Genomic DNA, 24,424 nt, shown 5'->3' on the forward strand with positions numbered 1-24,424 from the left:
TTCAGTCCCGCACATTCGGTTCCACGTATTCGATCCCGCCTACTCGCTCCCGCGCATTCGGTTCCACGCATTCGATCCCGCCGGCTCGGTCACGTCCTCCAGATCCCCTCCGCCGGATCCCGCCCACTGGGTCCCGCATTCCCCGGTCCCCCGGAAACGGCTCCACCCGCCCGGAGGGGTTCCGCGGGAGCCCACGCCCGGCGGGGCAGCGCCGTGGTCTTGATCTGGTACGGCGGAGGCTGCGACAACTTGTAATCAGTCCGGGTGTGACCTGGGCCATAGAAGGATCTACGGCCCAGTCTGTCCCGCACACGTGTGCTCATCCGCGCCGGATGCAGCTCAACCTCTTGACGGGAGGTAACCCAAACAGCTCAGCTTAGAGTTCACTAGTTGGACATAGGCGGGGCCTCATCGTGGCGGCCTCGTACGCGGGAGGTCGTCGTGGAGACTCCGGGGTCGCAGTCATCGCTGCACCGAGCCAATCTGGAGCGCGTCGTACGTGCGGTGCGCCTTGCCGGTTCGCTCACGCAAGCGGAGATCGCGAGGACGACGGGCCTCTCCGCCGCGACCGTTTCCAATATCGTCCGGGAGCTCAAGGACGGCGGAACGGTCGAGGTCACCCCCACCTCGGCGGGTGGCCGCAGGGCCCGCAGCGTGTCCCTGAGCGGTGACGCCGGCATCGTCATCGGCGTCGACTTCGGCCATACGCATCTGCGCGTCGCGGTCGGGAACCTCGCCCACCAGGTGCTGGCCGAGGAATCCGAGCCGCTGGACGTGGACGCGAGCGCCGCACAGGGCTTCGACCGGGCGGAAGAGCTGGTCAGCCGCCTGATCGCGGCGACCGGGGTGGACCGGTCCAAGATCGCGGGCGTGGGACTCGGCGTGCCCGGTCCCATCGACGTGGAGTCGGGGACCCTGGGGTCCACCGCGATCCTGCCGGGCTGGACCGGCGCGAAGCCCGCCGAGGAGCTGCGGGGGCGGCTCGGCGTGCCCGTGTACGTGGACAACGACGCCAACCTGGGCGCGCTCGGCGAGCTGGTCTGGGGCAGTGGGCGCGGGGTCAAGGACCTGGCGTACATCAAGGTCGCGAGCGGTGTCGGCGCCGGGCTGGTGATCGACGGCAAGATCTACCGCGGGCCTGGCGGCACTGCGGGCGAAATCGGGCATATTACTCTTGATGAATCCGGCCCCGTCTGTCGCTGTGGCAATCGGGGTTGCCTGGAGACCTTCGCGGCGGCGCGCTATGTGCTGCCGCTACTGCAGTCCAGCCATGGCACGGACCTGACCATGGAAGGCGTCGTCAGGCTGGCCCGGGAGGGCGATCCGGGTTGTCGTCGGGTGATCGCCGATGTCGGCCGTCACATCGGGAGCGGAGTTGCGAATCTCTGCAACCTCCTCAACCCGAGTCGGGTGGTCCTCGGCGGCGACCTCGCCGAGGCCGGTGAGCTCGTTCTCGGGCCCATCAGGGAGTCGGTAGGCCGGTACGCGATCCCCAGCGCCGCACGTCAACTCTCGGTGCTCCCAGGGGCACTTGGAGGCCGTGCGGAGGTGCTCGGGGCCCTTGCTCTCGCGCTCAGCGAGATGGGCGATTCGACCCTTTTGGACGGATCACTGTCCGCGGGTGCCCCTGCCTTCACTTAGAGAACGCATGGCACCGTTGCCATCTCGTTAAGTATTTACTTCTTGACGTCGCACGCGTGGCCGAGTTGACTTCCAGCCACCTCGGCCGCAACGACGCGGCCTCGTCAGGGAGGTTTCAAGAGTGAACACGCGTATGCGTCGTGCCGCGTTTGCCGTTGCCGCTGGTGCGATGGCCGTTTCGCTGGCTGCTTGTGGCAGTGCCAAGGAGTCCGGCGACAAGAGCGACAGCTCGAGCTCCGCCAAGAAGGGCGACGCGATCAAGGTCGGTCTGCTCCTTCCCGAGAACCAGACCGCGCGTTACGAGAAGTTCGACAGGCCCTTGATCGAGAAGAAGGTCAAGGAACTGACGAACGGCAAGGGCACGCTCCAGTACGCCAACGCCAAGCAGGACGCCACCACGCAGGCGCAGCAGGTCGAGACGATGATCACCGACAAGGTGGACGTCCTGATCGTCGACGCTGTGGACTCCGCGGCCATCAAGAACTCGGTCCAGAAGGCCAAGGACGCCGGCATCCCCGTCGTCGCCTACGACCGTCTCGCGCAGGGTCCGATCAGCGGCTACACGTCGTTCGACAACACGACCGTGGGCAAGACGCAGGGTGAGGCGCTCCTCGCCGCGCTCGGCTCCAAGGCCAAGTCCGGCAAGATCGTGATGATGAACGGGTCGTCCACCGACCCGAACGCCGCCCAGTTCAAGGCCGGTGCCCACTCCGTCCTCGACGGCAAGGTGAACATCGGCAAGGAGTACGACACCAAGGACTGGAAGCCGGAGAACGCCAACGCCAACATGGAGGGCGCCATCTCCGCCCTCGGCAAGAAGAACGTCGTCGGCGTCTACTCCGCCAACGACGGCATGGCCGGCGGTATCATCACGGCCCTGAAGGCCGCGGGCATCTCCGTCCCGGTCACCGGCCAGGACGCCGAGCTCGCGGGTGTGCAGCGCATCATCGCCGGTGAGCAGTTCATGAGCGTCTACAAGCCGTACGCCCCCGAGGCCGACGCCGCCGCCGAGATGGCTGTCGCGCTCGCCCAGGGCAAGTCGCTCGACACCGTCGCCAAGGACAAGGTCGACAGCCCGACCGACAAGGCGATCCCGTCGGTCATCGTCGCGGTCGTCTCGCTGACCAAGGCCAACATCAACGACACCGTCATCAAGGACGGCGTCTACACGGTCAGCGACATCTGCACGAGCGCCTACAAGGCCAAGTGCGACGCGCTCGGCATCAAGTAGTCCGAGCAACTGAAGTAGCCGCCGCAAGTCTCTATCCACGTACGGGAATTCGTTCTTGAATTTCCGTACGGGACTTGCGTCATAGAAGCCCCTCCGGCGCCCCGCATCCATCAGCCCCGCAAAGCTAGGGCGGGGCGCCGGACGGAACACCCCCTCCACAAACTTCTGCACAACCTCCCGCCGGGTCAGGCGGCGAAGGAGATGGTTCACGTGTCCGCTACGCCTGTCCTGGCGTTGCGCGGGGTCTCCAAGCGATTCGGTGCCGTCCAGGCGCTCACCGATGTAGAGCTTGAGGTCCACGCCGGTGAAGTGGTCGCCCTGGTGGGCGACAACGGCGCCGGAAAGTCCACGCTGGTGAAGACGATCGCCGGCGTGCACCCCATCGATGAGGGCGCCATCGAGTGGGACGGCAAGGCCGTCCACATCAACAAGCCGCAAGACGCCCAGGGCCTCGGTATCGCGACCGTGTACCAGGACCTGGCGCTGTGCGACAACATCGACGTCGTCGGCAACCTCTACCTGGGCCGGGAGCTGAAGAAGCGCGGCATCCTGGACGAGGTCGAGATGGAGCGCCGCTCCCGCGAGCTGCTGGACACGCTGTCCATCCGTATCCCCAGCGTCCGCATCCCGATCGCCTCGCTCTCCGGCGGTCAGCGCCAGACCGTGGCGATCGCCCGTTCGATGCTGGGCGAGCCCAAGCTCGTCATCCTCGACGAGCCCACCGCGGCCCTCGGTGTCGAGCAGACCGCCCAGGTGCTCGACCTGGTCGAGCGGCTGCGTGAACGCGGTCACGCGGTCATCCTCATCAGCCACAACATGGCGGATGTGAAGGCCGTGGCCGACAAGGTCGCCGTCCTGCGCCTCGGGCGCAACAACGGCATCTTCGAGGTCAAGTCGACCTCGCAGGAAGAGATCATCTCCGCCATCACGGGCGCCACGGAGAACGCCGTGACCCGTCGTGCGGCGCGCAGCAATGGGGAGGCTCAGAAGTGAGCATCGACAAGACCTCTGAGACCCCCGAGGACCACGTCGTGGAGAACCCCGAGGCGGCCGCCGCGGCGGTCACCGCGGTCGACCCCCGGCTCCTCGTGCGCGAGCAGGGCCTCGCGGGCTACGCCTCCGAGTTCAAGCGCAAGATGAAGGCCGGTGACCTGGGCTCCATCCCGGTCGTCCTCGGCCTGGTCATCATCTGGATCATCTTCCAGAGCCTGAACTCCAACTTCCTCACCGCGGGCAACCTGTCCGACATCTCCGTCGCCATGGTCGGCACGGGCATGATCGCCGTCGGTATCGTCTTCGTGCTGCTGCTCGGTGAGATCGACCTGTCGGTCGGTTCGGTCTCCGGTGTCGCGGGCGCCGCGTTCGCGGTGCTGAACGTCACACACGGCATGAACGAGTATCTGGCCTTCGTGCTGGCCATCCTCACGGGCACGGTCGCGGGCGCGATCCACGGCTTCGTGTTCGCGCGCATCGGTGTGCCGGCCTTCGCCGTCACCCTGGCGGGTCTGCTGTTCTGGAACGGCTTCATGCTCCAGATCCTGGGCAGCAACGGCACCATCAACCTGGACAGCAACGGCCTCGTCGCCAAGCTGACCAGCTACTACTTCACCGATGTCGCCGCCGCCTACGTGCTCGCCATCGGCGTCACCGCCGTGTTCTTCCTCAGCTCCTTCTACGGCAACAAGCGCCGCGAGGCCGCGGGTGTGCCGTCCCGGCCGCTGAGCGAGACCATCCTGCGCACCGCGCTGCTGGCGATCGTCGCCTTCGCCGTGGCGATCACCTACAACCAGTACAAGGGCCTTCCGCTCGCCGTGGTGATCTTCATCGCGGTGCTGCTGATCACGGACTTCGTGCTGCGCCGGACCGCGTACGGCCGGAAGATCTTCGCGCTCGGTGGCAGCGTCGAGGCCTCCCGGCGTGCCGGTATCAACGTGGAGATGGTGCGGATCTCGGTCTTCGCGATCTCCGGTACGTTCGCCGCCATCGGTGGTCTGTTCATCGCCTCGAAGATCGCCTCCGCCAACCAGGGCGCGGGCGCGGGTGACCTCCTGATGAACGCGATCGCCGCGGCGGTCATCGGTGGCACCAGCCTCTTCGGTGGTCGCGGTCGTACGTGGAACGCGCTGCTGGGTGTGCTGGTGATCGTGTCCATCCAGTACGGTCTGGCGCTGCAGGGCATCGCGTCGCCGATCCAGTACATGATCACCGGTGGTGTGCTTCTCGCCACGGTCGTCATCGACGCCGTCACCCGCAAGACGCAGAAGACGGCCGGTCGCGCCTAGCGGTCGTCGGGGCACTGCCCCACGCCCTTTGAACCTGTGCCCGGTGCCAATGGCGGTGCCGGGCACAGTCATGTCCTGGCGGAACATTAGACTCGACAGGCCCGGCAAAGCTCGAACAGCTCTACTGCAAGGAGGCACGGGTGCCGCTGCTGACCCGCATCAGGGGACCGCGCGATCTGGACCGGCTCAGCCTGGAGCAGCTGGACCAGCTGGCCGGCGAGATCAGGACCTTTCTCGTCGACGCGGTCTCCAAGACAGGCGGCCACCTCGGCCCCAATCTCGGTGTCGTGGAGCTCACCATCGCCCTGCACCGCGTCTTCGAGTCGCCGAAGGACAGGGTGCTGTGGGACACCGGTCACCAGTCCTACGTCCACAAGCTGCTCACCGGCCGTCAGGACTTCTCGAAGCTGAAGATGAAGGGCGGCCTGTCCGGCTATCCCTCGCAGGCCGAGTCCGAGCACGACGTGATCGAGAACTCGCACGCCTCCACGGTCCTCGGCTGGGCCGACGGTCTGGCGAAGGCCAACGAGGTGCTCGACAGGGACGACCACGTGGTCGCCGTCATCGGTGACGGCGCTCTCACCGGCGGCATGGCCTGGGAGGCGCTCAACAACATCGCGGACGCCAAGGACCGCCACCTGGTCATCGTCGTCAACGACAACGAGCGTTCGTACGCCCCCACGATCGGCGGCCTCGCGAACCACCTGGCGACCCTGCGCACCACGGACGGCTACGAGCGCTTCCTCGCCCGGGGGAAGGACCTCCTGGAGCGCACGCCGGTCGTCGGCAAGCCGCTCTACGAGACCCTGCACGGCGCGAAGAAGGGGCTCAAGGACTTCATCGCCCCGCAGGGCATGTTCGAGGACCTGGGCCTGAAGTACGTCGGCCCGATCGACGGCCACGACATCGAGGCCCTGGAGTCGGCGCTGGCCCGCGCCAAGCGCTTCGGCGGCCCGGTCATCGTGCACTGCCTCACCGAGAAGGGCCGCGGCTACCAGCCCGCCCTGCAGGACGAGGCGGACCGCTTCCACGCCGTCGGCAAGATCCACCCCGACACGGGCCTGCCGATCGCCTCCTCCGGCGCCGACTGGACCTCCGTCTTCGGCGAGGAGATGGTCAGGCTCGGCCAGGAGCGCAAGGACGTGGTCGCCATCACGGCCGCGATGCTCCAGCCGGTCGGCCTCGACAAGTTCGCCAAGGCCTTCCCCAAACGGGTGTACGACGTCGGCATCGCGGAGCAGCACGGCGCCGTGTCCGCGGCGGGCCTGGCGACCGGCGGACTGCACCCCGTCTTCGCCGTCTACGCGACCTTCCTCAACCGCGCCTTCGACCAGGTCCTGATGGACGTGGCCCTGCACAAGTGCGGCGTGACGTTCGTGCTGGACCGCGCGGGCGTCACCGGTACCGACGGCGCCTCGCACAACGGCATGTGGGACATGTCGATCCTTCAGGTCGTGCCGGGTCTCAGGCTCGCCGCGCCGCGTGACGCCGACCAGGTCCGCGCCCAGCTGCGCGAGGCCGTCGACGTGACCGACGCGCCGACCGTGGTCCGCTTCTCCAAGGGCGCGGTCGGTCCGGCGGTGCCCGCGGTGGGCCGGATCGGCGGCATGGACGTGCTGCGCGAGCCGGGCACCGACGCGCCCGACGTACTCCTCGTCTCCGTCGGCGCCCTCGCGCCGATGTGCCTGGAGATCGCCGGCCTCCTCGACCAGCAGGGCATCTCCACGACCGTCGTCGACCCGCGCTGGGTCAAGCCGGTCGACGAGGCCATGGCCCCGCTCGCCGAGCAGCACCGCGTCGTCGTCACCGTCGAGGACAACTCCCGCGTCGGCGGCGTCGGCTCGACGATCGCGCAGGCCCTGCGCGACGCGGGCGTCGACGTCCCGCTGCGCGACTTCGGCATCCCGCCGCGCTTCCTCGACCACGCCTCGCGCGCCGAGGTCATGGCGGAGATCGGCCTGACCGCACCGGACATCGCCCGGCAGGTCACCGGTCTCGTCTCCAAGCTCGACGGCCGCTTCCCGGGTGCCGCCGCGCAGGCGGTGGACTCGGTGGAGCCCGCCCGCGACTGACGTACCACCTTCGAACGCAGGTCCATTGGGCCGGTTTCGCCACCCCGCACGGGTGGCGAAACCGGCCCATTTGCGTGAATCCGACCGCACCGGGGCATGCGCGGTACACGCCCCCTCGATCATGTCGAGGACATCAAGCGTGGAGGTAGGCCCGTGAGCAGCACCCTCTTCAGGACTAAGAAGGTCGAACAGTCGATCTTGGACACTGAGGAGCCGGAGCACGCACTCAAGAAGTCGCTGTCGGCTCTGGATCTCACCGTCTTCGGCGTCGGTGTCATCATCGGAACCGGCATCTTCGTCCTCACCGGCAAGGTCGCCAAGGAGAACGCGGGCCCCGCGGTCTCGCTGGCGTTCGTCGTCGCGGGTGTCGTCTGCGCCCTGGCGGCGCTGTGCTATGCGGAGTTCGCCTCCACGGTCCCGGTGGCGGGGTCCGCGTACACCTTCGCGTACGCCTCGCTCGGTGAGCTGCCCGCCTGGATCATCGGCTGGGACCTGGTGCTGGAGTTCGCGCTCGGTACGGCGGTGGTGGCCGTCGGCTGGTCGGGGTACGTGCGCTCGCTCCTGGACAACGCGGGCTGGCATCTGCCGGGCTATCTCAGCGGGCGTGAGGGGTCCTCCGGGTTCGGCTTCGACATCCTCGCCGCCGCGCTGGTGCTGGTGCTCACGGCGATCCTGGTCATCGGCGTGAAGCTCTCGGCCCGCGTCACCACGGTCGTGGTCGCCATCAAGGTCACCGTCGTGATGATCGTGATCATCGCGGGCGCCTTCTTCATCGTGGGCGACAACTACACGCCCTTCATCCCCAAGGTGCAGGCCCAGGAGGCGGGCAGCAGTCTCAATGCCCCGCTCGTCCAGCTCATGTTCGGCTACACACCCACCAACTTCGGTGTGATGGGCATCTTCACCGCCGCCTCCGTCGTCTTCTTCGCCTTCATCGGCTTCGACGTGGTGGCGACGGCCGCCGAGGAGACCAAGAACCCGCAGCGGGACATGCCGCGCGGCATCATGGGCTCGCTCTTCATCTGCACCGCTCTCTACGTGGCCGTGTCGATCGTCGTCACCGGCATGCAGAGGTACGACCGGCTGTCCATCGACGCCCCGCTCGCCGACGCCTTCAAGGCGACCGGGCACCCCTGGTACGCCGGCGTCATCAGCTTCGGCGCCGCCGTCGGTCTGACCACGGTCTGCATGATCCTGCTGCTCGGCCAGACCCGGGTCTTCTTCGCGATGAGCCGCGACGGACTGCTGCCGCGGTTCTTCTCCCGGGTCCACCCCAGGTTCCGCACCCCGCACCGGCCGACCATCCTGCTCGGTGTGATCATCGCGATCGTGGCGGGCTTCACCAGCCTCAGCGAACTGGCCGAACTGGTCAACATCGGTACGCTCTTCGCCTTCGTGGTCGTCGCGATCGGCGTCGTCATCCTCCGCCACACCCGCCCCGACCTGCATCGCTCCTTCCGCACCCCGCTGGTCCCGCTGGTCCCGATCGTCTCCGTCCTCGCCTCGGTCTGGCTGATGCTCAACCTGCCGGCCGAGACCTGGCTGCGGTTCGCGGTCTGGATGGTGATCGGCTTCGGCGTCTACTTCCTGTACGGCCGCTCGCACAGCCGTCTCGGGCGGCACGGGGAGACGACCGAGGCCGGGGTGCACCCGCCGCGCCCCAAGACACAGTGATCGGACCTTATTGATGCTCCGGCCCCGTATGTCCCGTTTCGGTGGAGACCGCGGGGCCGGATAGCGTGCACCGTATGCTCGCCGGGCTCCTGGAAACACCACGCTCCGCAGCCGCGTCACGGATGTCGGGCCCCGGCTACTGGAGACGGCTGCTGCCCGTCCTCGGGGTGCTGGTCTGTCTCACCCGGGCCCCCTCCTTCGTACGGCCGCTGTGGAACCCCGACGAGGGCTATCTCGCCGTACAGGCGCGGATACTGGCGGGCGGGGGAGAGCTGTACGAGACCGTCGTGGACCGCAAGCCTCCGCTCGTGCCGTGGCTGTACGAGGCGGCGTTCGCGGTGTTCGGCTCCGGTTCGCTCACGTCCGTGCGCGTCCTCGCGATCGTGGCCCAGCTGTCGACCGCCGTGCTGCTGGCCTCGCTGGCCCGGCGTCGCTGGGGCGATCAGGCCGGGCGCACGGCCGGGGTGCTGTACGTGCTGGTCTCGATCGGGCTCAACCCCGAAGACGCGCAGGCGGCGACCTTCGAGGTGTTCATACTGCCCTGCACGACGGCCGCGATGTGGTGCGCCGACCGGTGCCGCTGGGGCGCCGCGGGGGTCGCCGTGGCCTGCTCCTTCCTGACCAAGCAGACCGGCGGGGTGGTGCTCGTGCCGGTGCTCTGGATGCTGTGGCGGCAGGAGACGGCACCTCGAAGAGGCCTGCTGCGGCTCGGAGTTGGCGTGGTCTGCCCGGTCCTCGGCGCGGCGCTGCTCACCACCCCGGCGGGATTCCTGTTCTGGACGGTCACCGGTTCGGGTGCCTACGTCTCCTTCACGGGCTCCGAACTCCACGTCCTGTCACGCGGGTTGACCAACACGGGGATCCTCGCGGCGGCCTGCGCGGGCCTGATCCCGCCGATCCTGCGGGCGCTGCGCGTGGCCCGCACCGGCGCGGCCGAACTCTGGCTGTGGCTCGGCTCGTCGGCGGTGGCGGTCCTGGTCGGCTTCCACTTCTTCGGCCACTACTACCTTCAACTCATCCCGTCCCTGGCCCTGTTGGCGACGGCCGCGCTCCAGATCCTGCCCCGCGAACGCCTGGTGACCGCCGTCCTCGCCTCGGGCTGCTGCTGCGCGCTGTTTCTGGCCTGGGGCCTGCTCGCGCCACGGCCCGAACTCGGGCACGCCCAGCGCCTCGCCGCCGCCCTGGACCACCGTACGGATCCCGGGGACCGCGTCCTCGTGTGGGGCATACACCCGGAGACGTACTGGCTGGCGAACCGGACCCCCGCCAGCCGCTATCTGACCGCCGGGCTCCTCACCAACTACAGCGGGGGCCGCGACGGTCCCCAGGTCGGCGAGAAGTACGCCGTCGAGGGCGCCTGGCCGGTGTTCCGCGCGGAACTGACGGCCCACCCACCGGCCCTCGTCGTCGACGACTCCCGGGGCAAGCCGTACGCCCCCGACCGGGTCGGCTCGCTGCGCCGGCTGCTGGCCGCGGGGTGGGAGGAGGCGGGCACGGTGGACGGGGCGGTGCTGTACACCCGCACGGGGCCGCCGGACTGACCCGGGGCCGCGCCGCACACCCGGGCTCGCCCCACCCGCTCGCCCGCCGACCTGCCCCGGCCCACCGGTCGCGCGCCGGCTCAGGAGGGCCCCCGTACCGTCCGGGGTCCCGCCACCTCCGCGCCCGACTCGGTCACCCTGCGCCGCAGTTCACGGTCCGCCGTGATGACCAGGACGGGGCGGTCACCGGCCTCGGTCACCACCTCCACGATGCGGTCGTCGCCGCTGCCGGGTGCCTCCACGACCCGTACACCGGGGACGGACTCCACACCCTTGGCCGCGCCCTCCACCACGAGGACCAGCTCCACCGGACCCTCGTGCCCGGGCAGCCCGTCCCGGACGAGCCGGTCCCGCAGCCGCTCCGCGGCACCCCGGCGGTCGCGCCACCAGCCGTCGGGGACGGAGCCGACGACGTTGGCGGCGTCGATGATCACGAGCAGAGGCTGGTCGGTCATCCGACCAGCGTCCCATGAACGGCTGTACGGACATCGGCTTGAACAGCCGTTTGAACGGCCGTCACACAAGCTTGAGGAAACGTTCATCCTATGATGGGGCGCGCTAGGCCTCCCGCGTGCCCGCACGCGGAGGCGGCAGGGGAGCCGCGCCGAGTGTCATGGGAAAGGGCAGGTCACGTCATGCGGACCAGATCCGGGCGCGCCGCCGTCCGGGGCAGAGCGAAGGCCGACGCCGACGCACCCGGGGGAGCCGGGCGGCACGTGGCGGACACCGTCGTCGGCGGCCCCTGGCTGGTCCTGGGCAAGGACGGCAGGCTCAGCGCTTACGCTCACGGCCGTGCGGGGCTGCTGCGCTGGACCGAGGCCCGGCGGGGCGGCTCGCGGTGGACGGGCCCGGACGTCTTCCCGGCGGCCGATCTGACGTGGGTGTCCGTGGCCCAGGGAGCCGATGGCTATGTCCACTTCCTCGGCCGGCGCGAGGTCCGCAAGGGGGAGGGTCCGCCCGCCGTCGAGATCGTCCACGCCATCCAGTACCAGACCGACCGCCCCGTCGCCGAGTGGCGCTCGCTCGGCAATCCGCACAAGGACCGGGACAAGGCGGCGCGGCTCGGCGTCCCGTCCGGGGCGGTGGGCCCGGACGGCACGGTGCACGTCTTCGTGCGCAACGCCGGGGGCGGTGTGATGCTGCGCAGGGAGCTGCCGGGCGGCAAATGGGGCCCCTGGACCGACCTCAAGGGCAGCCGCGTGCAGGATCCGGTGGCCGCGGTGGTCCATCCCTCCGGTCGCGTGGAGGCGATGGCCGGGGGTGACGGCTGTGTCATGCGCTGGGTCCAGGAGGAGCCCGGCGGGGACTTCCGGCAGGCCCCGAACATCCCGCTCGCGGTGGCTCCCGGCAGCGCCGTCGCACTGGCGACCGGGCCCGACCGGGCGACGTACTACTGGACCGACCCGGCCACCGGCGGGATCGTCGCGCACCGGCCGGGGAGTTGGGTGATCCCGCTGGGCGGCGCGCCGGCCGGGGAACCCGTGGTGGCGCTCCGCGCGGTTCTCGACGGCTACGACTGCACGGTGCTGGCCCATCGCGACCTCGACGGTCAGATCATGCTCGCCGCCTGCGGCACGGAGAACGAGCAGGCCGGGCTGTGGTGGTCACCCACCGGCGAGCGCTGCGTGGGCGCACCGGCGGCGGCCCTCGACGCGTACGGGCGTGTCGTGCTCGGGATGATCGGCGCGGACGGTGCGTTGTGCGTCGCGCGGCAGAACGGTGACGGGGGTCTGGTGATGGCCCCGTCCATCCGCGTCTGACAGCGGAGACCGACGGAACGGTCCTGGCGGAACGGTCCTGGCGGAACGGTCCCGGCGGAACGGTCCCGGCGGAATGGGTCCGACGGAACCGAAGCGACGAAACGGCGTGCGTCGGCTTCCGCCTGTCGCCTCCACGCGTCCGTCCGGCCCTCGCCCACGGCACAGTGGGCTCATGAACGCAGATGACAGGGACCTTCTGGCCCGGTCCCGTGTGGTGACCAGGCTGCCCGCCGAGGAACGGCCCGGCGGGCAGTTGTACCGGTGCGGAGGCGCGGAGTTCGCCCTGTTCCGGTCGGCGGGGACCTCGCCCGGCACCTTCACGCAGATGGGGTGGGACGTCGACGACATCGAGGGCGCGTGGTTCCGCGACAGCGAGGGGAACCTGCCCAGCCTTCAGCAGTCGGTCTTCTGAGCGGGTCCCCCACGGCGTCCTTCAGGACGTGGTGCCGCCCGTCGCGGGTGACTTCTTGGCCGACTCGGGGACCGTCTCGTCCTCGCGCAGGGCCTTCCAGAGTCGGCCGGCCTGCGGCTGCGCGGCGACGACCCGGTTGGGGTCCTGGGTGTCGTACCGGACGGGCAGCATGATCGTTTCCATGCTGCCGGGGTCGATGGCCTTGAGGCTGCCCCCGTACTTGGCGAGCTTGGTGAGGGAGCCCAGGCCGGAGTCGGTGGTCAGCGCCTTGGTGGCGGAGCTGGCGATGTCGTACAGCTTCGCCGGGCTGCCCAGTACGTCCTGGCGCTTGACCTCAGCGAGCACGGCGAGCATGAACTTCTGCTGGAGACCGATGCGGCCGAGGTCGCTGCCGTCGCCGTAGCCGTAACGGGTGCGGACGAGCCTGAGGGAGTCGGTCCCGTCGAGGTGGTGGGAGCCCGCGGTCAGGTCGAGGCCGGTCTTGGAGTCCTTGATCGCCTCGTCGAGCTTGATCGTCACTCCGCCGAGGGCGTCCACGAGGTCCTTGAACCCGGCGAAGTCGATCTCCATGTAGTGGTCCATGCGGATGCCCGAGATCGACTCGACGGTCTTCACCACGCAGGTCGGACCGCCCAGTGAGTAGACGGAGTTGAACATCACGCGCTTCGCCGCGGGCAGTTGTCTGCCGGAAGCGGTGGTGCAGGCGGGGCGGCTGACGAGCGTGTCGCGGGGGATGCTCACCGCGGTCGCGCGCGTGCGCCCCTCGGGTATGTGCACCACCAGCGCGGTGTCGGAGCGCGCGCCGCTCACGTTCCCGGTGTTGAGGGCGGCGTTGGCGCCGGACCGGGAGTCCGAGCCGAGCACCAGCAGATTCTGGCCACTGGTCGGCACCTTCTCGGGGCGGTCGTCCCCGAGAACCTTGTCGATGTCGACGTCGGAGAGGTTCGAGTCGAGGCTCTCGTACATCCACCAGACCGTTCCGCCCGCCCCGAGCAGGACGACGGCCAGGCCCAGGGCGATCCAGCGCCACACCCGGCGGCGCCGCGGCGGCTTGCCGTCGCGCTTCGACGGCGCGCGCCTGGATCTACGGGGGCCCGACTCCGTCTCCGTCAGGGCGTGCGTCATTCCGCGGTGTCCTCTCGCTGCCGGCTCGCTGCCGAAAATCGAACGGGGGAGGGCACGAGTGGGGGGAGAGGCCGAGCCCGAGGCGGCTCACGTGCCGCGATGTGGCAGAACTATAGACCGACTTTCGAACAAACTCGGCGGCGGCCGGTTCATGAGGGCGTTACCGGAGGTTCACCCCAGCTGTGGACAGCTGTGTGTTTTCTGTCATTTGTAATCACTGTTGACAGTTGATGATTCACCTAGTGATGATGTGCCAGACCTGTGAAGGTTAAATCTTTGGTGTGAATGAACCGTCGATGTTGACGGTGTGGACGCGGTCGCGGATTCGAGCCGGGGGGCACGAGGGCAGGCGACCGTAAGTGTGCTCGCCGTCGGTTTCCGGCCAGGCGAGGAATGAGGAGGGTGGCTGTGCCGCTGCATGCGTCTGCCCATGAGGGGCAGCGGGTGTGACGACCGTTTCCGACCCCGCCGTCCATCGGGCGGTGGGTGACTCCGGCGGTGCCTCGGGGGCTCGCACCGGTGCCGCCGAGCAGGCCTCTGCCCGGCCGGGGCACTCCGCGCCCGACCCCGAACGGGGCGACGTCTACGTCGAGTCCGGCCTGACCCCGCTCTCCGCCCGCGAGGCGAACCGCAGCGCCCTCACCGCACTGCTCGCCACGGTCGGCGTCGGGTACTTCGCGGTGCGCGGCACCTCGGACCACGGCACCGTCGTCGCCGTCGCCGAGGAGGACCGCGAGCGGGTGCTCGGTGTGCTGTTCCGGGGTCTGAGCCAGTACCCGGGACACCTGAGCGTCACCGATCCCGACCGGCCCCGCCAGGCCGGCCCGGTCTCCTCGCGCGACCCGAAGGCCTGGCGTGAGGTCGCCACCGCGCGCGTCCTCCAGGTCAGCTGGTCGCGCACCGATCCCGGCCGCCATCTGCTGCTCGGCCACGAGTACGGCTGTGCGATCGAGTTCTGGCAGCGTCAGGGCACCCACCTCGTGGCGCCCCGCGCCAACCGCGTCACCTGGGCCGTCGCCGCCGACGGCGTGAACGTCCTGGGCGCCGCCCGGCTGTTCAGCCGGTTCGTGTCGGACTGGACCGAGCGCCGCCTCGCGCCCGCGCTCGCCACCCGGCCCGAGTTCCTGGTGAACTGCGCCGACGACATCGCCTTCCCCGTCGACGCCGTCTACACCTGGGTGGACGGCAACGATCCCGCCTGGAAGCAGCGCAAGGCGCAGGCGAAGGGTGAGGTCTACCACGCCGAGTCGGCGAGCGACGCGCGTTTCATCAGCCGTGACGAGCTGCGCTACTCGGTGCGCTCGCTGCACCTGTTCGCGCCCTGGATCCGCAACGTGTACATCGTCACCGACGACCAGGTCCCGGACTGGCTGCGCGAGGACCTGCCGGGTCTGCGCATCGCCTCCCATTGCGAGATCTTCCGCAACCCCGCGGACCTGCCGACCTTCAACTCGCACTCGATCGAGAGCCAGCTCCACCACATCGAGGGGCTCGCCGAGCACTTCCTGTACTTCAACGACGACATGTTCATGGGCCGCCCGGTGGCGCCGCACTCCTTCTTCACCCCGAGCGGCACCGCGCGCTACTTCCCCTCCCGCAACCGCATCCCGCAGGGGCCGGTCGTCGCGACCGACACCCCGGTCGACGCGGCGTGCAAGAACAACCGCGCGCTATTGAAGAAACGTTTTGGCAGAGTGATCACCCAGCCCATGGAACACATCCCGTACGCCCTGCGCCGCAGCGCGATGGACGAGGCCGAACGGGACTTCCCCGAGGCCTGGGCGCGGACCTCCGCGAGCCGCTTCCGGGCCATGACGGACCTCTCACCGACCTCGTCCTTCGCGCTCTACTACGCGGCGCTCACCGGACGGGGCCAGCCGGGCTCCATGCCCTTCACCTATCTGCAACTGGCCGTGCCCGACCTGGCCGACCGGCTGCAACGGCTGCTGGACGGCAGGGACCAGGACACCTTCTGTCTCAACGACGCCTTCTCCACACCCGAGGACATCGAGGCCCAGCAGGAACTGCTGGACGGATTCCTCAACGCCTACTTCCCCACCCCCAGTCCCCACGAGATCGGCCCGCACGAGGCGGGCCCCGACCCACTCGACCCAGACCCCTCCGGTCCCCACGAGCGATGAAACGGAGTTCATGACGTGTCCGACCCGACGTCGATGAGCTCCGCGGCCCACGTCTACAAGCGACTCGTTCCCCAGCCGCTGCGCTCCGCCGCGGCCGGCACCGTCCCCCTGCGGGTCCGCCGCAAGGTCAAGCGCGGGCTCGCCCGGACCCTCGGCCGCCGCGAGGCACGGCTGCACCGCCGCGCCCTGCGCCGGGTGCGCAAGGCGGAGTTCGGGCACTCCGAGCGCCGGATCACCGCCCCCGACGGGCGGGTGGGCCACATCCACACCGGCCTGACGATCGACCTCGCCCGCCGTCTCGACCACGACCTGGTCACCTTCGCGCTGGACGCCGCCGACATCCCGTGGTTCGCGGTGCCCGCGCTCGACGACCGCCGGATCTGCCTGGCCGTGGAGCAGCGGGACAAGGGCGCCGTACGCCGTGCCCTGCGCGCGCTGATGGAGGAGCACACCGGATACGTCGTGTCGGTGTCCCCCGCGAAGAGCGACACCGAGACCGTCCCGGCCAGCCATCTGAAGGCCTGGAAGCACTTCGGCAAAGCCAAGGTGATCCGCCTGACCTGGCTGCGCACCGAGCCCACCGAGAACCTGTGGGTCGGTGAGGACCAGGGCATCGAGATCGAGTTCTGGACCGTCAACACCGACCTGCCCCAGGAACGGCTGGTCGGACCGCGCCCCAACCGGGTCCAGCGCACCGTCCCGAGCGACGCGCTCGGCATCGAGATCGGACTCGACCGGCTCTCCGGGTACTGCGACATCGACGGCGACATGGACCCGACGATCACGCTCGAGAACTTCGACATCCCCCGGCTGGAAGAGATCACCTTCCCCGTCGACGCCGTCCTCCTGTGGCAGGACGCCACCCCCTGGGGCGAGGAACTGCTGCGCGCCGCACTGCGCTCGCTGCACCAGTACGCGCCCTGGGTCGACGTCGTCCACGTGCTCGCCGAGGCGCCGGTGCCGGGCTGGCTGCGCGCCGACGACCGGCTCGACATCGTCCGCGCGGCGCCGGGCGCCGAACGGGCCCTGCACCAACTGCCCGACCTCGCCGACCACTTCCTGCTGCTGCGCCCCGGTGCCCTGATCGGCCGCCCGGTCCGCCCCTTCGACTACTTCAGCCCGCACGGCGCGACCCGCCCCCGGCGCGGCCCCTGGAACGCCGAGGAGTCCTTCGCCCCGTGGACCCGCGCCGCCTACACGGCCACCGGCCGCGTCACCGCGCACGGCTACACCGCGGGCCCCCAGCCCTACCGCCGCGACACCCTCGCCCGGCTCGCGGCGGCCGGCACCACCCCGCCCGAACCCGCCGACGGACAGCGGCTGCCAGCCGTACCCGGCACCCACCCCATGGACGGGCTCGTCCACCACTTCGGGTACGTCGAAGGTCTCGCCGACCCCTCCGGCGAGGCGTCCGTGCTGCTGCACGCCGCCCTGCCCGGGATCGAGAACCGTCTGGAGCGACTCCTCGTCCGCCGGGACACCCAGCAGATCCACCTCTTCGGCCTGGGCTCCGAAGAGGCACACCGCCGGGGCGGCACCGACGCCGTCCACGACTTCCTCCGCCGCTACTTCCCCGTCGCCTCCGCCTTCGAGCACGGGGAACCCGAAGACCCGGACACGCATTCGTGAGCACTGGCAATCCCGAGGCATCCGCCGCGGTCGGGGTGTACCGCACTCTGGTCCCCACCGGCCTCAGACGCCGGATCGCACGGCGCGTGCCGATGCGGCTGCGCATGGCCCTCAAGCAGCTGCTGCGCCGTCTGCAGTCCCTCACCCTGGGGGCCAGGTTCTTCCGCGGCCTGCGGGCCCGCCGCCGCTGGCCGCACCTGTTCGGCGAGGGCGAGCGGCTCGCGGTGCTCCCCGGACGGGGCGCGCAGATCGCCCTCGTACGCCCCACGGTGTCGCCGCTCGGGTTGCGCGAGGCCAACCTCGAACTGGTGGCGACCCTGCTGGAGGAGGCGGGCGTCGACTACTTCGCGATCCGCGGCAACTCCGACTTCCGCTCCAGCCTGGCCGTCGCCGAGGCCGACCGCGACCGGGTCCGGGGAGCCCTGGACCGCTCCGCGCGCACCGGACCCGTCTACGTGAGCGCCTGCCACGGCGACAAGGCGACGGGCCGTACGGCGCTGTGCGGCTCCCGGCGCGGCCGGCACGTCACCCACGCCTCGCGGGTGCTGCGCGTCGGCATGGTGTGGAGCGACCCGAAGGGTTCCCTCGTCCTCGGCCTGGAGTACGGCTGCGACATCGAGTTCTGGCAGCCGAGCGAAGGGCGTCTGATGGCCCCCCGCCCCAACCGGGTCACCGAGGACGTCGCCCCCGACGAGCCCCGGGTCACCATCCCGGTCAGCCGGCTCACCGGCTTCGCCGCCCTGCACACCCGCCGCACCCGCTCGGTGCGCACCATCCGGCCCTGCGCCGACGCGCTCCCCGAGGACGTGCGCTTCCCGATCGACGTCGTCTACACCTGGGTGGACGGCAACGACCCCGCCTGGCAGCAGCGGCGCGCCGCGTTCGGACACGGCGGCTATCACACCGAGTCCGCGAACGCGGCCCGCTACATCAGCCGCGACGAACTGCGCTACTCGCTGCGCGCGCTGGAGCAGAACGCCCCCTGGGTGCGCCATGTCTACGTGGTGACGGACCGTCAGCGCCCGGCCTGGCTCAACGACCGCCACCCGCGCGTCACCGTCGTCGACCACTCCGAGATCTTCGACGACCCCAGCGCGCTGCCCACCTTCAACTCGCACGCCATCGAGAGCCGGCTGCATCACATCAAGGGCCTGTCCGAGCACTTCCTCTACTTCAACGACGACATGTTCCTGGGCTGCCCCGTCACCCCCCAGGACTTCTTCCTCTCCAACGGCATGACCCGTACGTTCTTCTCGCCGTCCCAGGTGCCCCGCTGGGACCTCACCCAGGGCGACCGCCCCGTCGACGCCGCGGGCAAGAACAACCGGCGCCTCATCCTGGACAACTTCGGCTCGGCCATCGTCCAGAAGCTGCGGCACGCGCCCTACGCCCTGCGACGCAGCGTCCTTCAGGAGATCGAGCGCGAGTTCGCCGGCGCCCACCGGCAGACCTCGCTCAGCCGCTTCCGCAGCGCCACCGACATCTCCATCCCGTCCTCGCTCTACCACTACTACGCCTACTTCACCGGCCGGGCGGTGCCCTCGACCATCGGCTTCGCCTACCTCGACCTGGCGAAACCCGAGATCCAGCGGCGCCTGGGCATCCTGCTGGCCCGCCGCGACCGGCAGGCGTTCTGCATCAACGACACCCTCTCCGACGGCCAGGACACCGAACGCCAGACAGCCATGCTCAGACGATTCCTCGACGCGTACTACCCCGTGCCCAGCCCCTTCGAGCGGAAGGAACCCGAGATCCGGTGAAGATCTCTTTCCTCATCAACAACATCTACGGCATCGGGGGCACCAACCGCACGGTCATCAACCTCGCCGAGGCGCTCGCCGTCCGCCACGACGTGGAGATCGTCTCCGTCTTCCGGCGTTCGACCACCACCAAGTTCGAGATCTCGCCGCGGATCACCGTGCGCGCCCTCGTCGACCTGCGCCCCGGCTCCACCGACCGCGGCGCCGCCGGCAGCGACGAACCGAGCGAAGTGGTGCCGCGCCAGGAGGAGTTCTACGCGCAGTACAGCAGGTTCACCGACGGGCGCATCATCCGCGACCTGCAGAAGACGGACGCCGACGTCGTCGTCGGCACCCGCCCCAGCCTCAACCTCTTCGTCGCGGCCCACACCCGCGACGGCGCGCTGCGCGTGGCCCAGGAGCACATGACCCACCTGGCCATCCCGCCCGCCGTACGCGCCGAGATGTCGCGCGTCTACCCGCGCCTGGACGCCGTCACCACCGTCACGGAGGCCGACGCCCGGTCGTTCCTGGAGAACACCCCCATCCCCGGCATCCCCGTGGTGGGCATCCCCAACAGCGTCCCGCAGCCCGCCGTACCGCCCTCCGACTGCGCGCACAAGGTCGTCGTCAGCGCCGGCCGCATGCACCACATCAAGCGCTACGACCTCCTCATCCGCGCCTTCGGCATGCTCGCCGAGGAGTTCCCCGACTGGCAGCTGCGCATCTACGGCGACGGCGGTGAGGCGGGCACACTGCGCACCCTGGTACGGGAACTGGGCCTCGCCGGCCGCGCCCTGCTGATGGGCGGCTTCTCACCGATCGAGTCCGAGTGGGCCAAGGGGTCGATCGCGGCGGTCACCTCCAGCGCCGAATCCTTCGGCATGACCCTCGTCGAGGCCATGCGCTGCGGCCTGCCCGTCGTCTCCACCGACTGCCCGGTGGGCCCCCGGGAGATCCTCCGCGACGGCGAGGACGGCTTCCTCGTCCCGAACGGCGACGCGGAGGCGATCGCCCAGGGCCTGCGCCGCCTCATGGCCGACGAGACACTCCGCCGCGACATGGGCGCCGCCGCACTGCGCAACGCCGCCCGCTACGACCCCGCCGCCGTCGCCGCCCGCTACGTCGACCTCTTCGAGGACGCCGCCCGCCGCCGCGCCGCCGCCGTCCGCGGCTACCGCGCACCGGCGGGCCCCAAGGAGGCCGCCACCGCCCAGGTCACCGTGCCCCCGGTCTCCCTCGGCGCGGCCACCGTGGACGTCACCGCGGACGACGCGGGCTGGCTGCGGTTCGCCGCCGACGGCCCCGGCGAGGGGCGGCAGCGCTGGCAGTTCGTGCTGCGCCACAAACCCTCCGACGACGACCGCCGCCCCGACCTGCCGCTGCGCACCGTCCGCAGAACCCTCGACAACGGCGGCACCCGCTACACGGCCGCCCTCACCCCGTCCGCCCTCGACGAACTCGGCGACGGACGCTGGCAGGTGACCATGCGCAGCCCGAAGTCGCCCGCCGTGCACATGAAGGCCGGCCTGCGCGACACCCGGGCGCTCATCGACGCCCGCGCCCGCCTCATGGCCCGCCCGACGATCCGCTCCGTCGGCTGGAACCTCCCCTACGCCCAACCCAACGGCCGGCTGATGCTGCGCACCGTGCTGCGCCAGGAACACGCCGAGTGCACCTCGGTCGAGGTGACCGACACCGGCATCAGCCTTGCGGGCGTCCTGTGCGGGGAGCGCCGGGTCGAGCCGGGCGCCCTCTTCGTGGTCAGCCGCCGGGGCCGCTACGAGAGGAACCTCACCGTTCCCGTCGAGATCCTGGGCCGTCAGGGGTTCCGTGCCGAGGTCCCCGTCCGGCGGATCGTGGACCTGCGCCTCGCGCGCTGGGAGGACTGGGACTGGTGGCTCCAGCCGAACCCCGCCGACCGCCGCAAGGTCCGCGTCTGCCACCTCCTCGAGGACTTCCCCGACGTCAAGGGCGCCTACGCCTATCCGTCCGTCCCGCTCGCGGGCGACGAGCCCTCCCCGTACGCCGTCGTCCACCCGGCACGCCCGGTGTGGGTACGGCCCTACTGCTCCGCCTCCGGAGCCATGGCCATGAATGTGGTGGACCGATGAACCAGACGACTCGCTCCCTCCTGCACATCGTCGCCCACCAGGACGACGACCTGTACTTCATGAACCCCGACCTCGTCAGATCCCTGCAGGACGGCGACCTCGTCACCACGGTCGTCCTCACCGCCGGCGAGGGCGACGGGATCAACGCCGACACCAACGACCCCGAACGCGCCGCACTGCCACCTGACTTCACCGGCTACAGCACCGAGCGCGGCTGCGGACTGCGCTCCGCGTACGCCCGGATGGCGACCGGCGACCGCGACAGCCGCTGGCGGCGCGAACCCGTGGACCTCGTCCCCGGGTTCGCCGCCGAGCGGTTCACGCTCGCCGACCGGGACGGCGTGTGCCTGTACTTCCTCCAGCTCCACCAGGGCGCGCCCACCGACCGCGGCCGCACCCGGATCCACGAGCTGTGGGAGGGCGCCCTGCGCACCCAGGCCACGCTGCCGGTGCGTGGCTGCACGGTCGGCGAGGTGCAGCACGTCACCCGGGAACAGGTCGTCGGCGCGCTGACCGCGCTGCTGGCCCACGTCCGCCCCACCGTCGTACGGACCATGGACCCCGACCCCGAGCACGACGGCGGCAAGGAGGAGTACGTCTGCTCCGACCACGTCGACCACACCGCCACCGCGCACTTCGCGCTCGCCGCCCTCACCCGGCACCGCGAGGCGGGCCACACCCCGGTCGTCGAGCACTACCGCGCCTACGCCAACCGCTTCTGGGGCTACAACCTCGACTCGGCGGCGGTCTCGGAGAAGGCCGAGTACCTCGCCACCTACGCGGGCCTCGACGCCCCGCAGGCCTGCCCGCACGGCACCTGCGAGCGGTGCGGCGACCGGCAGCTGGGGCCGAACCCCTTCCGCAGCACACACATGAGAAGCGCCGCCTACCGCTACTCGCCCACGACCGACTGGCTGCGCCTTGGCCCCGACGGCCGGCTGAACGCCTTCGGGGTGCTCGCCGGACGGCTCGCCTTCTGGACGGAGACCGCCCCCGCGAGCGGCGAGTGGAAGGGCCCCTTCGTCCTCGGTGACGGCTGGCTCGCCCCCACCCTCGCCGTCACCGGAGTACCCGGCGGCCCCGCCGAACTCGTCGGCCTGCGCCGCCAGTCGGTGGTCGGCAGCGGGGTCACCGTCGATGTCGTCCACACCGTGCAGGACCCCGACGGCAACGGCTTCAGCGGCTGGCGGACCCTGGAGAACCCGGACTGGTCCCACGGCGACGGCCGCCGCCAGCGCGAGGTGGGCGTGCCGTCGGCCGCCGTCGACGGCATGGGCCGACTCCACGTGTTCGTGCGCGACTTCGCCCAGGGCATCAGCCTGCGCCGCCGCGACACCACGGGCGCCTGGGCCCCCTGGGAGAACCTCGGCGGCTCCTTCGTCCAGGACGCGGGCACGGCCCTGACCACCGAGAACGGCACGGTGGAGCTGTACGTCCCCGGCAAGAACACCGTATGGCGCTGGTACCAGCCCGAACCCGGCGGCCCCTTCACCCTCGACGACACCCTCAAGACCGGCCGCCCCGCGACCGGTGGCATCACCGCCGTCGACTCGGGTGCGGGCCGCACCTGCCTCTACTACCGGGAGGCCGGCACCCAGCAGGTCATGGCCTACCGGCAACACGCCGACGGCCGCTGGCCCGGATCCGGCGCAGGGCTCGGCGGCCACGGCGGTACGGGAGCCGTGGCCGCGCTGTGGGCACCCGAACGCGGCGCCCGGGAGGCGTTCCTGGCCCACCGGGGCAGCCGTGGCCGCCCCGTCGTGTCGCTGCCCGACCGCGACAAGGACGTCTCCGGCAGCCACTGGCGCGAGTCCGGCGACATGTTCACCCACGCCCCCGCGATGGCACGCGACGCCGCGGGCGCCGTCGTTGTGGCGGTCATCGGCACCGACGGGCTCCTGCACGTCCGCCGCCAGCTGTCACCGGCCGCGGGCAGCCCCCTGGGCCCCTGGCGATGACGAGTGGGCCCCGGATTAAAGTGATCCGGTGAACGGCGAATGGCTCAGACGCGGTCGCGACGGCAGGCTCAGTGTGTACCTGCTGTCGGGCACCGCCGTCCACTGCCGGGCGGAGCGCGGCCCCGGCGGCCCCTGGGACCCACCGCGCACCATCGGCGGCGAGCAGCGCCTGCACCCCGTCCTCGCCGTCGGCCAGGGCGCCGACGGCTACGCCCATCTCGTCTCCTGGCGCCCCACCGTGCCCGGCGAGTCCGGGCTCGTCCACACCACGCACTTCCGGCCGCGGCTCGCCGCGCTCGACTGGCACTCGATCGGGCACCCCAACAAGACGGGTGACCGCACCGGTACGCCGGCCGTCGCGGTCGACGGGCAGGGGCGCGCCCACGTCTTCGTGCGCAACAAGGGCGGCGGGGTCAGCATGGTCGCCCAGAAGGAGAAGGGCGGCTGGGATCCCTGGCGCGACCTCAAGGGCAGTGACGTACGGGAGGATCTGGCGGCCGTGACGGGGGAGTCAGGGCTGGTCGAGCTGTACGCGGCCGTGTCGGACGGGATCGCCCACTGGCGCCAGGAGGAGCCGGGCAAGCACCCGGTGCTCCAGGAGTCCCTGGAGACATCCGTACGTCCCGGAACCCTCCGCGCCCTCGCCACCTCCGCCTCCTCCACCACCCTCTTCTTCACCGACGAGGCGGGTGACGTGTGCGCGTGGCGCCCGGGCACCAAGTCGGTCGCCGTGCTCGCGTCGGCCGGTCCCGGCCCCGTCTCGGCGATCCGCTGTGAACTCGACGGCCACGACTGCACGTTGCTCGCGCAGCGGTCGGCGAGTGGTCGGATCGTCTTCGCCGCGTATCCCACCGAGCAGGAGGCGGCGGGGGCGTGGTGGACCGAGTCGGGTCCCTCGCTGCCCGTCGGGGCCGAGGTGTCTCTTGCCGAGGACGAGGACGGGCGTGTGGTGGCGGCGACCGTGGCCCCTGGCAGCGAGGAACTCCTCCTCACCCGACGCAAGGACGAACCGGGCTTGGCCCTGGAGGCGTGGCACCCGGTGTGACAACCGGGGGTGTGTTCTTCGGCTGCGGCTGGGCGGGGCTGCGCCCCGATTCCCCGCCCG

Annotated in this window: 17 protein-coding genes; 15 read left to right on the forward strand and 2 right to left on the reverse strand. The window is 70.5% G+C overall.

From position 1 onward, the window contains the following. Nucleotides 1–441: 441 nt before the first annotated feature. The 7 genes from AQJ27_RS30145 (at nt 442) to AQJ27_RS30175 (ending at nt 10,441) form a co-directional block, all read left to right on the forward strand. On the forward strand, nt 442–1,641 hold the full coding sequence (locus AQJ27_RS30145) for an ROK family transcriptional regulator (protein WP_067375435.1): 1,200 nt from the start codon (nt 442–444) through the stop codon (nt 1,639–1,641). 133 nt (nt 1,642–1,774) lie between these two features. Beyond that, nucleotides 1,775–2,872: a sugar ABC transporter substrate-binding protein gene (locus tag AQJ27_RS30150; RefSeq protein WP_067375437.1), complete on the forward strand. Its 1,098-nt coding sequence runs from the start codon at nt 1,775–1,777 to the stop codon at nt 2,870–2,872. A 201-nt stretch (nt 2,873–3,073) separates the two neighbouring features. Further along, nucleotides 3,074–3,865: an ATP-binding cassette domain-containing protein gene (locus AQJ27_RS30155; RefSeq protein ID WP_060899984.1), complete on the forward strand. Its 792-nt coding sequence runs from the start codon at nt 3,074–3,076 to the stop codon at nt 3,863–3,865. Continuing rightward, nucleotides 3,862–5,154 (forward strand): sugar ABC transporter permease, encoded by a 1,293-nt coding sequence (locus AQJ27_RS30160; protein WP_067375439.1) that lies wholly within the window; start codon nt 3,862–3,864, stop codon nt 5,152–5,154. The genes AQJ27_RS30155 and AQJ27_RS30160 overlap by 4 nt, the downstream gene beginning before the upstream one ends. Before the next feature lie 140 nt (nt 5,155–5,294). Then, nucleotides 5,295–7,226: a 1-deoxy-D-xylulose-5-phosphate synthase gene (gene dxs / locus AQJ27_RS30165; protein ID WP_067375441.1), complete on the forward strand. Its 1,932-nt coding sequence runs from the start codon at nt 5,295–5,297 to the stop codon at nt 7,224–7,226. A gap of 153 nt (nt 7,227–7,379) precedes the next feature. Further along, entirely contained in the window at nt 7,380–8,900 is a 1,521-nt protein-coding gene (locus AQJ27_RS30170) for an amino acid permease (RefSeq protein ID WP_067375443.1), read from the forward strand. Nucleotides 8,901–8,974: 74 nt separating this feature from the next. Beyond that, nucleotides 8,975–10,441 (forward strand): ArnT family glycosyltransferase, encoded by a 1,467-nt coding sequence (locus tag AQJ27_RS30175; RefSeq protein ID WP_067375445.1) that lies wholly within the window; start codon nt 8,975–8,977, stop codon nt 10,439–10,441. An 80-nt stretch (nt 10,442–10,521) separates the two neighbouring features. On the opposite strand, the gene AQJ27_RS30180 is transcribed toward AQJ27_RS30175, so the two are convergent. Beyond that, complete coding sequence (locus AQJ27_RS30180; RefSeq protein ID WP_067375447.1) at nt 10,522–10,896, reverse strand: PIN domain-containing protein; 375 nt, start codon at nt 10,894–10,896, stop codon at nt 10,522–10,524. Nucleotides 10,897–11,076: 180 nt separating this feature from the next. Here AQJ27_RS30180 and AQJ27_RS30185 point away from each other — a divergent pair, with 180 nt between their 5' ends. Both AQJ27_RS30185 and AQJ27_RS30190 read left to right on the forward strand, forming a co-directional pair. Then, complete coding sequence (locus AQJ27_RS30185) at nt 11,077–12,201, forward strand: PLL family lectin (protein WP_067375450.1); 1,125 nt, start codon at nt 11,077–11,079, stop codon at nt 12,199–12,201. 172 nt (nt 12,202–12,373) lie between these two features. Then, nucleotides 12,374–12,613 (forward strand): hypothetical protein, encoded by a 240-nt coding sequence (locus AQJ27_RS30190; protein WP_079065361.1) that lies wholly within the window; start codon nt 12,374–12,376, stop codon nt 12,611–12,613. A gap of 21 nt (nt 12,614–12,634) precedes the next feature. Here the strand turns inward: AQJ27_RS30190 and AQJ27_RS30195 are convergent, their stop codons facing one another. Then, a complete protein-coding gene (locus AQJ27_RS30195) occupies nt 12,635–13,738 on the reverse strand; it encodes an LCP family protein (protein WP_067375454.1) in 1,104 nt (367 codons plus the stop codon). Between the two features lie 446 nt (nt 13,739–14,184). Between AQJ27_RS30195 and AQJ27_RS30200 the strand changes: the two genes are divergently transcribed. Genes AQJ27_RS30200 through AQJ27_RS30225 form a run of 6 tightly spaced genes read left to right on the forward strand, consistent with a single transcriptional unit; the run spans nt 14,185 to nt 24,364 of the window. Continuing rightward, complete coding sequence (locus AQJ27_RS30200) at nt 14,185–15,879, forward strand: stealth family protein (RefSeq protein ID WP_079065362.1); 1,695 nt, start codon at nt 14,185–14,187, stop codon at nt 15,877–15,879. Nucleotides 15,880–15,894: 15 nt separating this feature from the next. Then, entirely contained in the window at nt 15,895–17,508 is a 1,614-nt protein-coding gene (locus AQJ27_RS30205; RefSeq protein ID WP_067375456.1) for a sugar phosphotransferase, read from the forward strand. Continuing rightward, nucleotides 17,505–19,268: a stealth family protein gene (locus AQJ27_RS30210; protein WP_067375458.1), complete on the forward strand. Its 1,764-nt coding sequence runs from the start codon at nt 17,505–17,507 to the stop codon at nt 19,266–19,268. The genes AQJ27_RS30205 and AQJ27_RS30210 overlap by 4 nt, the downstream gene beginning before the upstream one ends. Further along, nucleotides 19,265–21,361, forward strand: a complete 2,097-nt coding sequence (locus AQJ27_RS30215) for a glycosyltransferase family 4 protein (RefSeq protein WP_067375460.1) — start codon at nt 19,265–19,267, stop codon at nt 21,359–21,361. The genes AQJ27_RS30210 and AQJ27_RS30215 overlap by 4 nt, the downstream gene beginning before the upstream one ends. Further along, on the forward strand, nt 21,358–23,319 hold the full coding sequence (locus AQJ27_RS30220; RefSeq protein WP_067375462.1) for a PIG-L family deacetylase: 1,962 nt from the start codon (nt 21,358–21,360) through the stop codon (nt 23,317–23,319). The genes AQJ27_RS30215 and AQJ27_RS30220 overlap by 4 nt, the downstream gene beginning before the upstream one ends. Before the next feature lie 28 nt (nt 23,320–23,347). Continuing rightward, a complete protein-coding gene (locus AQJ27_RS30225) occupies nt 23,348–24,364 on the forward strand; it encodes a PLL family lectin (RefSeq protein WP_067375464.1) in 1,017 nt (338 codons plus the stop codon). The last annotated feature ends 60 nt before the right edge of the window (nt 24,365–24,424 follow it).

The sequence above is a fragment of the Streptomyces olivochromogenes genome (genome assembly GCF_001514115.1).
In the GTDB taxonomy this organism is placed as follows: Bacteria; Actinomycetota; Actinomycetes; order Streptomycetales; family Streptomycetaceae; genus Streptomyces; species Streptomyces olivochromogenes.

Excerpts from the sequence above, each read along its gene's own strand:
- AQJ27_RS30150 (WP_067375437.1), top strand. The coding sequence starts at position 1,775 with ATGCGTCGTGCCGCGTTTGCCGTTGCCGCTGGTGCGATGGCCGTTTCG.
- AQJ27_RS30155 (WP_060899984.1), top strand. The coding sequence starts at position 3,074 with ATGGTTCACGTGTCCGCTACGCCTGTCCTGGCGTTGCGCGGGGTCTCC.
- AQJ27_RS30175 (WP_067375445.1), top strand. The coding sequence starts at position 8,975 with ATGCTCGCCGGGCTCCTGGAAACACCACGCTCCGCAGCCGCGTCACGG.
- AQJ27_RS30180 (WP_067375447.1), bottom strand. The coding sequence starts at position 10,896 with ATGACCGACCAGCCTCTGCTCGTGATCATCGACGCCGCCAACGTCGTC.
- AQJ27_RS30185 (WP_067375450.1), top strand. The coding sequence starts at position 11,077 with ATGCGGACCAGATCCGGGCGCGCCGCCGTCCGGGGCAGAGCGAAGGCC.
- AQJ27_RS30190 (WP_079065361.1), top strand. The coding sequence starts at position 12,374 with ATGAACGCAGATGACAGGGACCTTCTGGCCCGGTCCCGTGTGGTGACC.
- AQJ27_RS30195 (WP_067375454.1), bottom strand. The coding sequence starts at position 13,738 with ATGACGCACGCCCTGACGGAGACGGAGTCGGGCCCCCGTAGATCCAGG.
- AQJ27_RS30220 (WP_067375462.1), top strand. The coding sequence starts at position 21,358 with ATGAACCAGACGACTCGCTCCCTCCTGCACATCGTCGCCCACCAGGAC.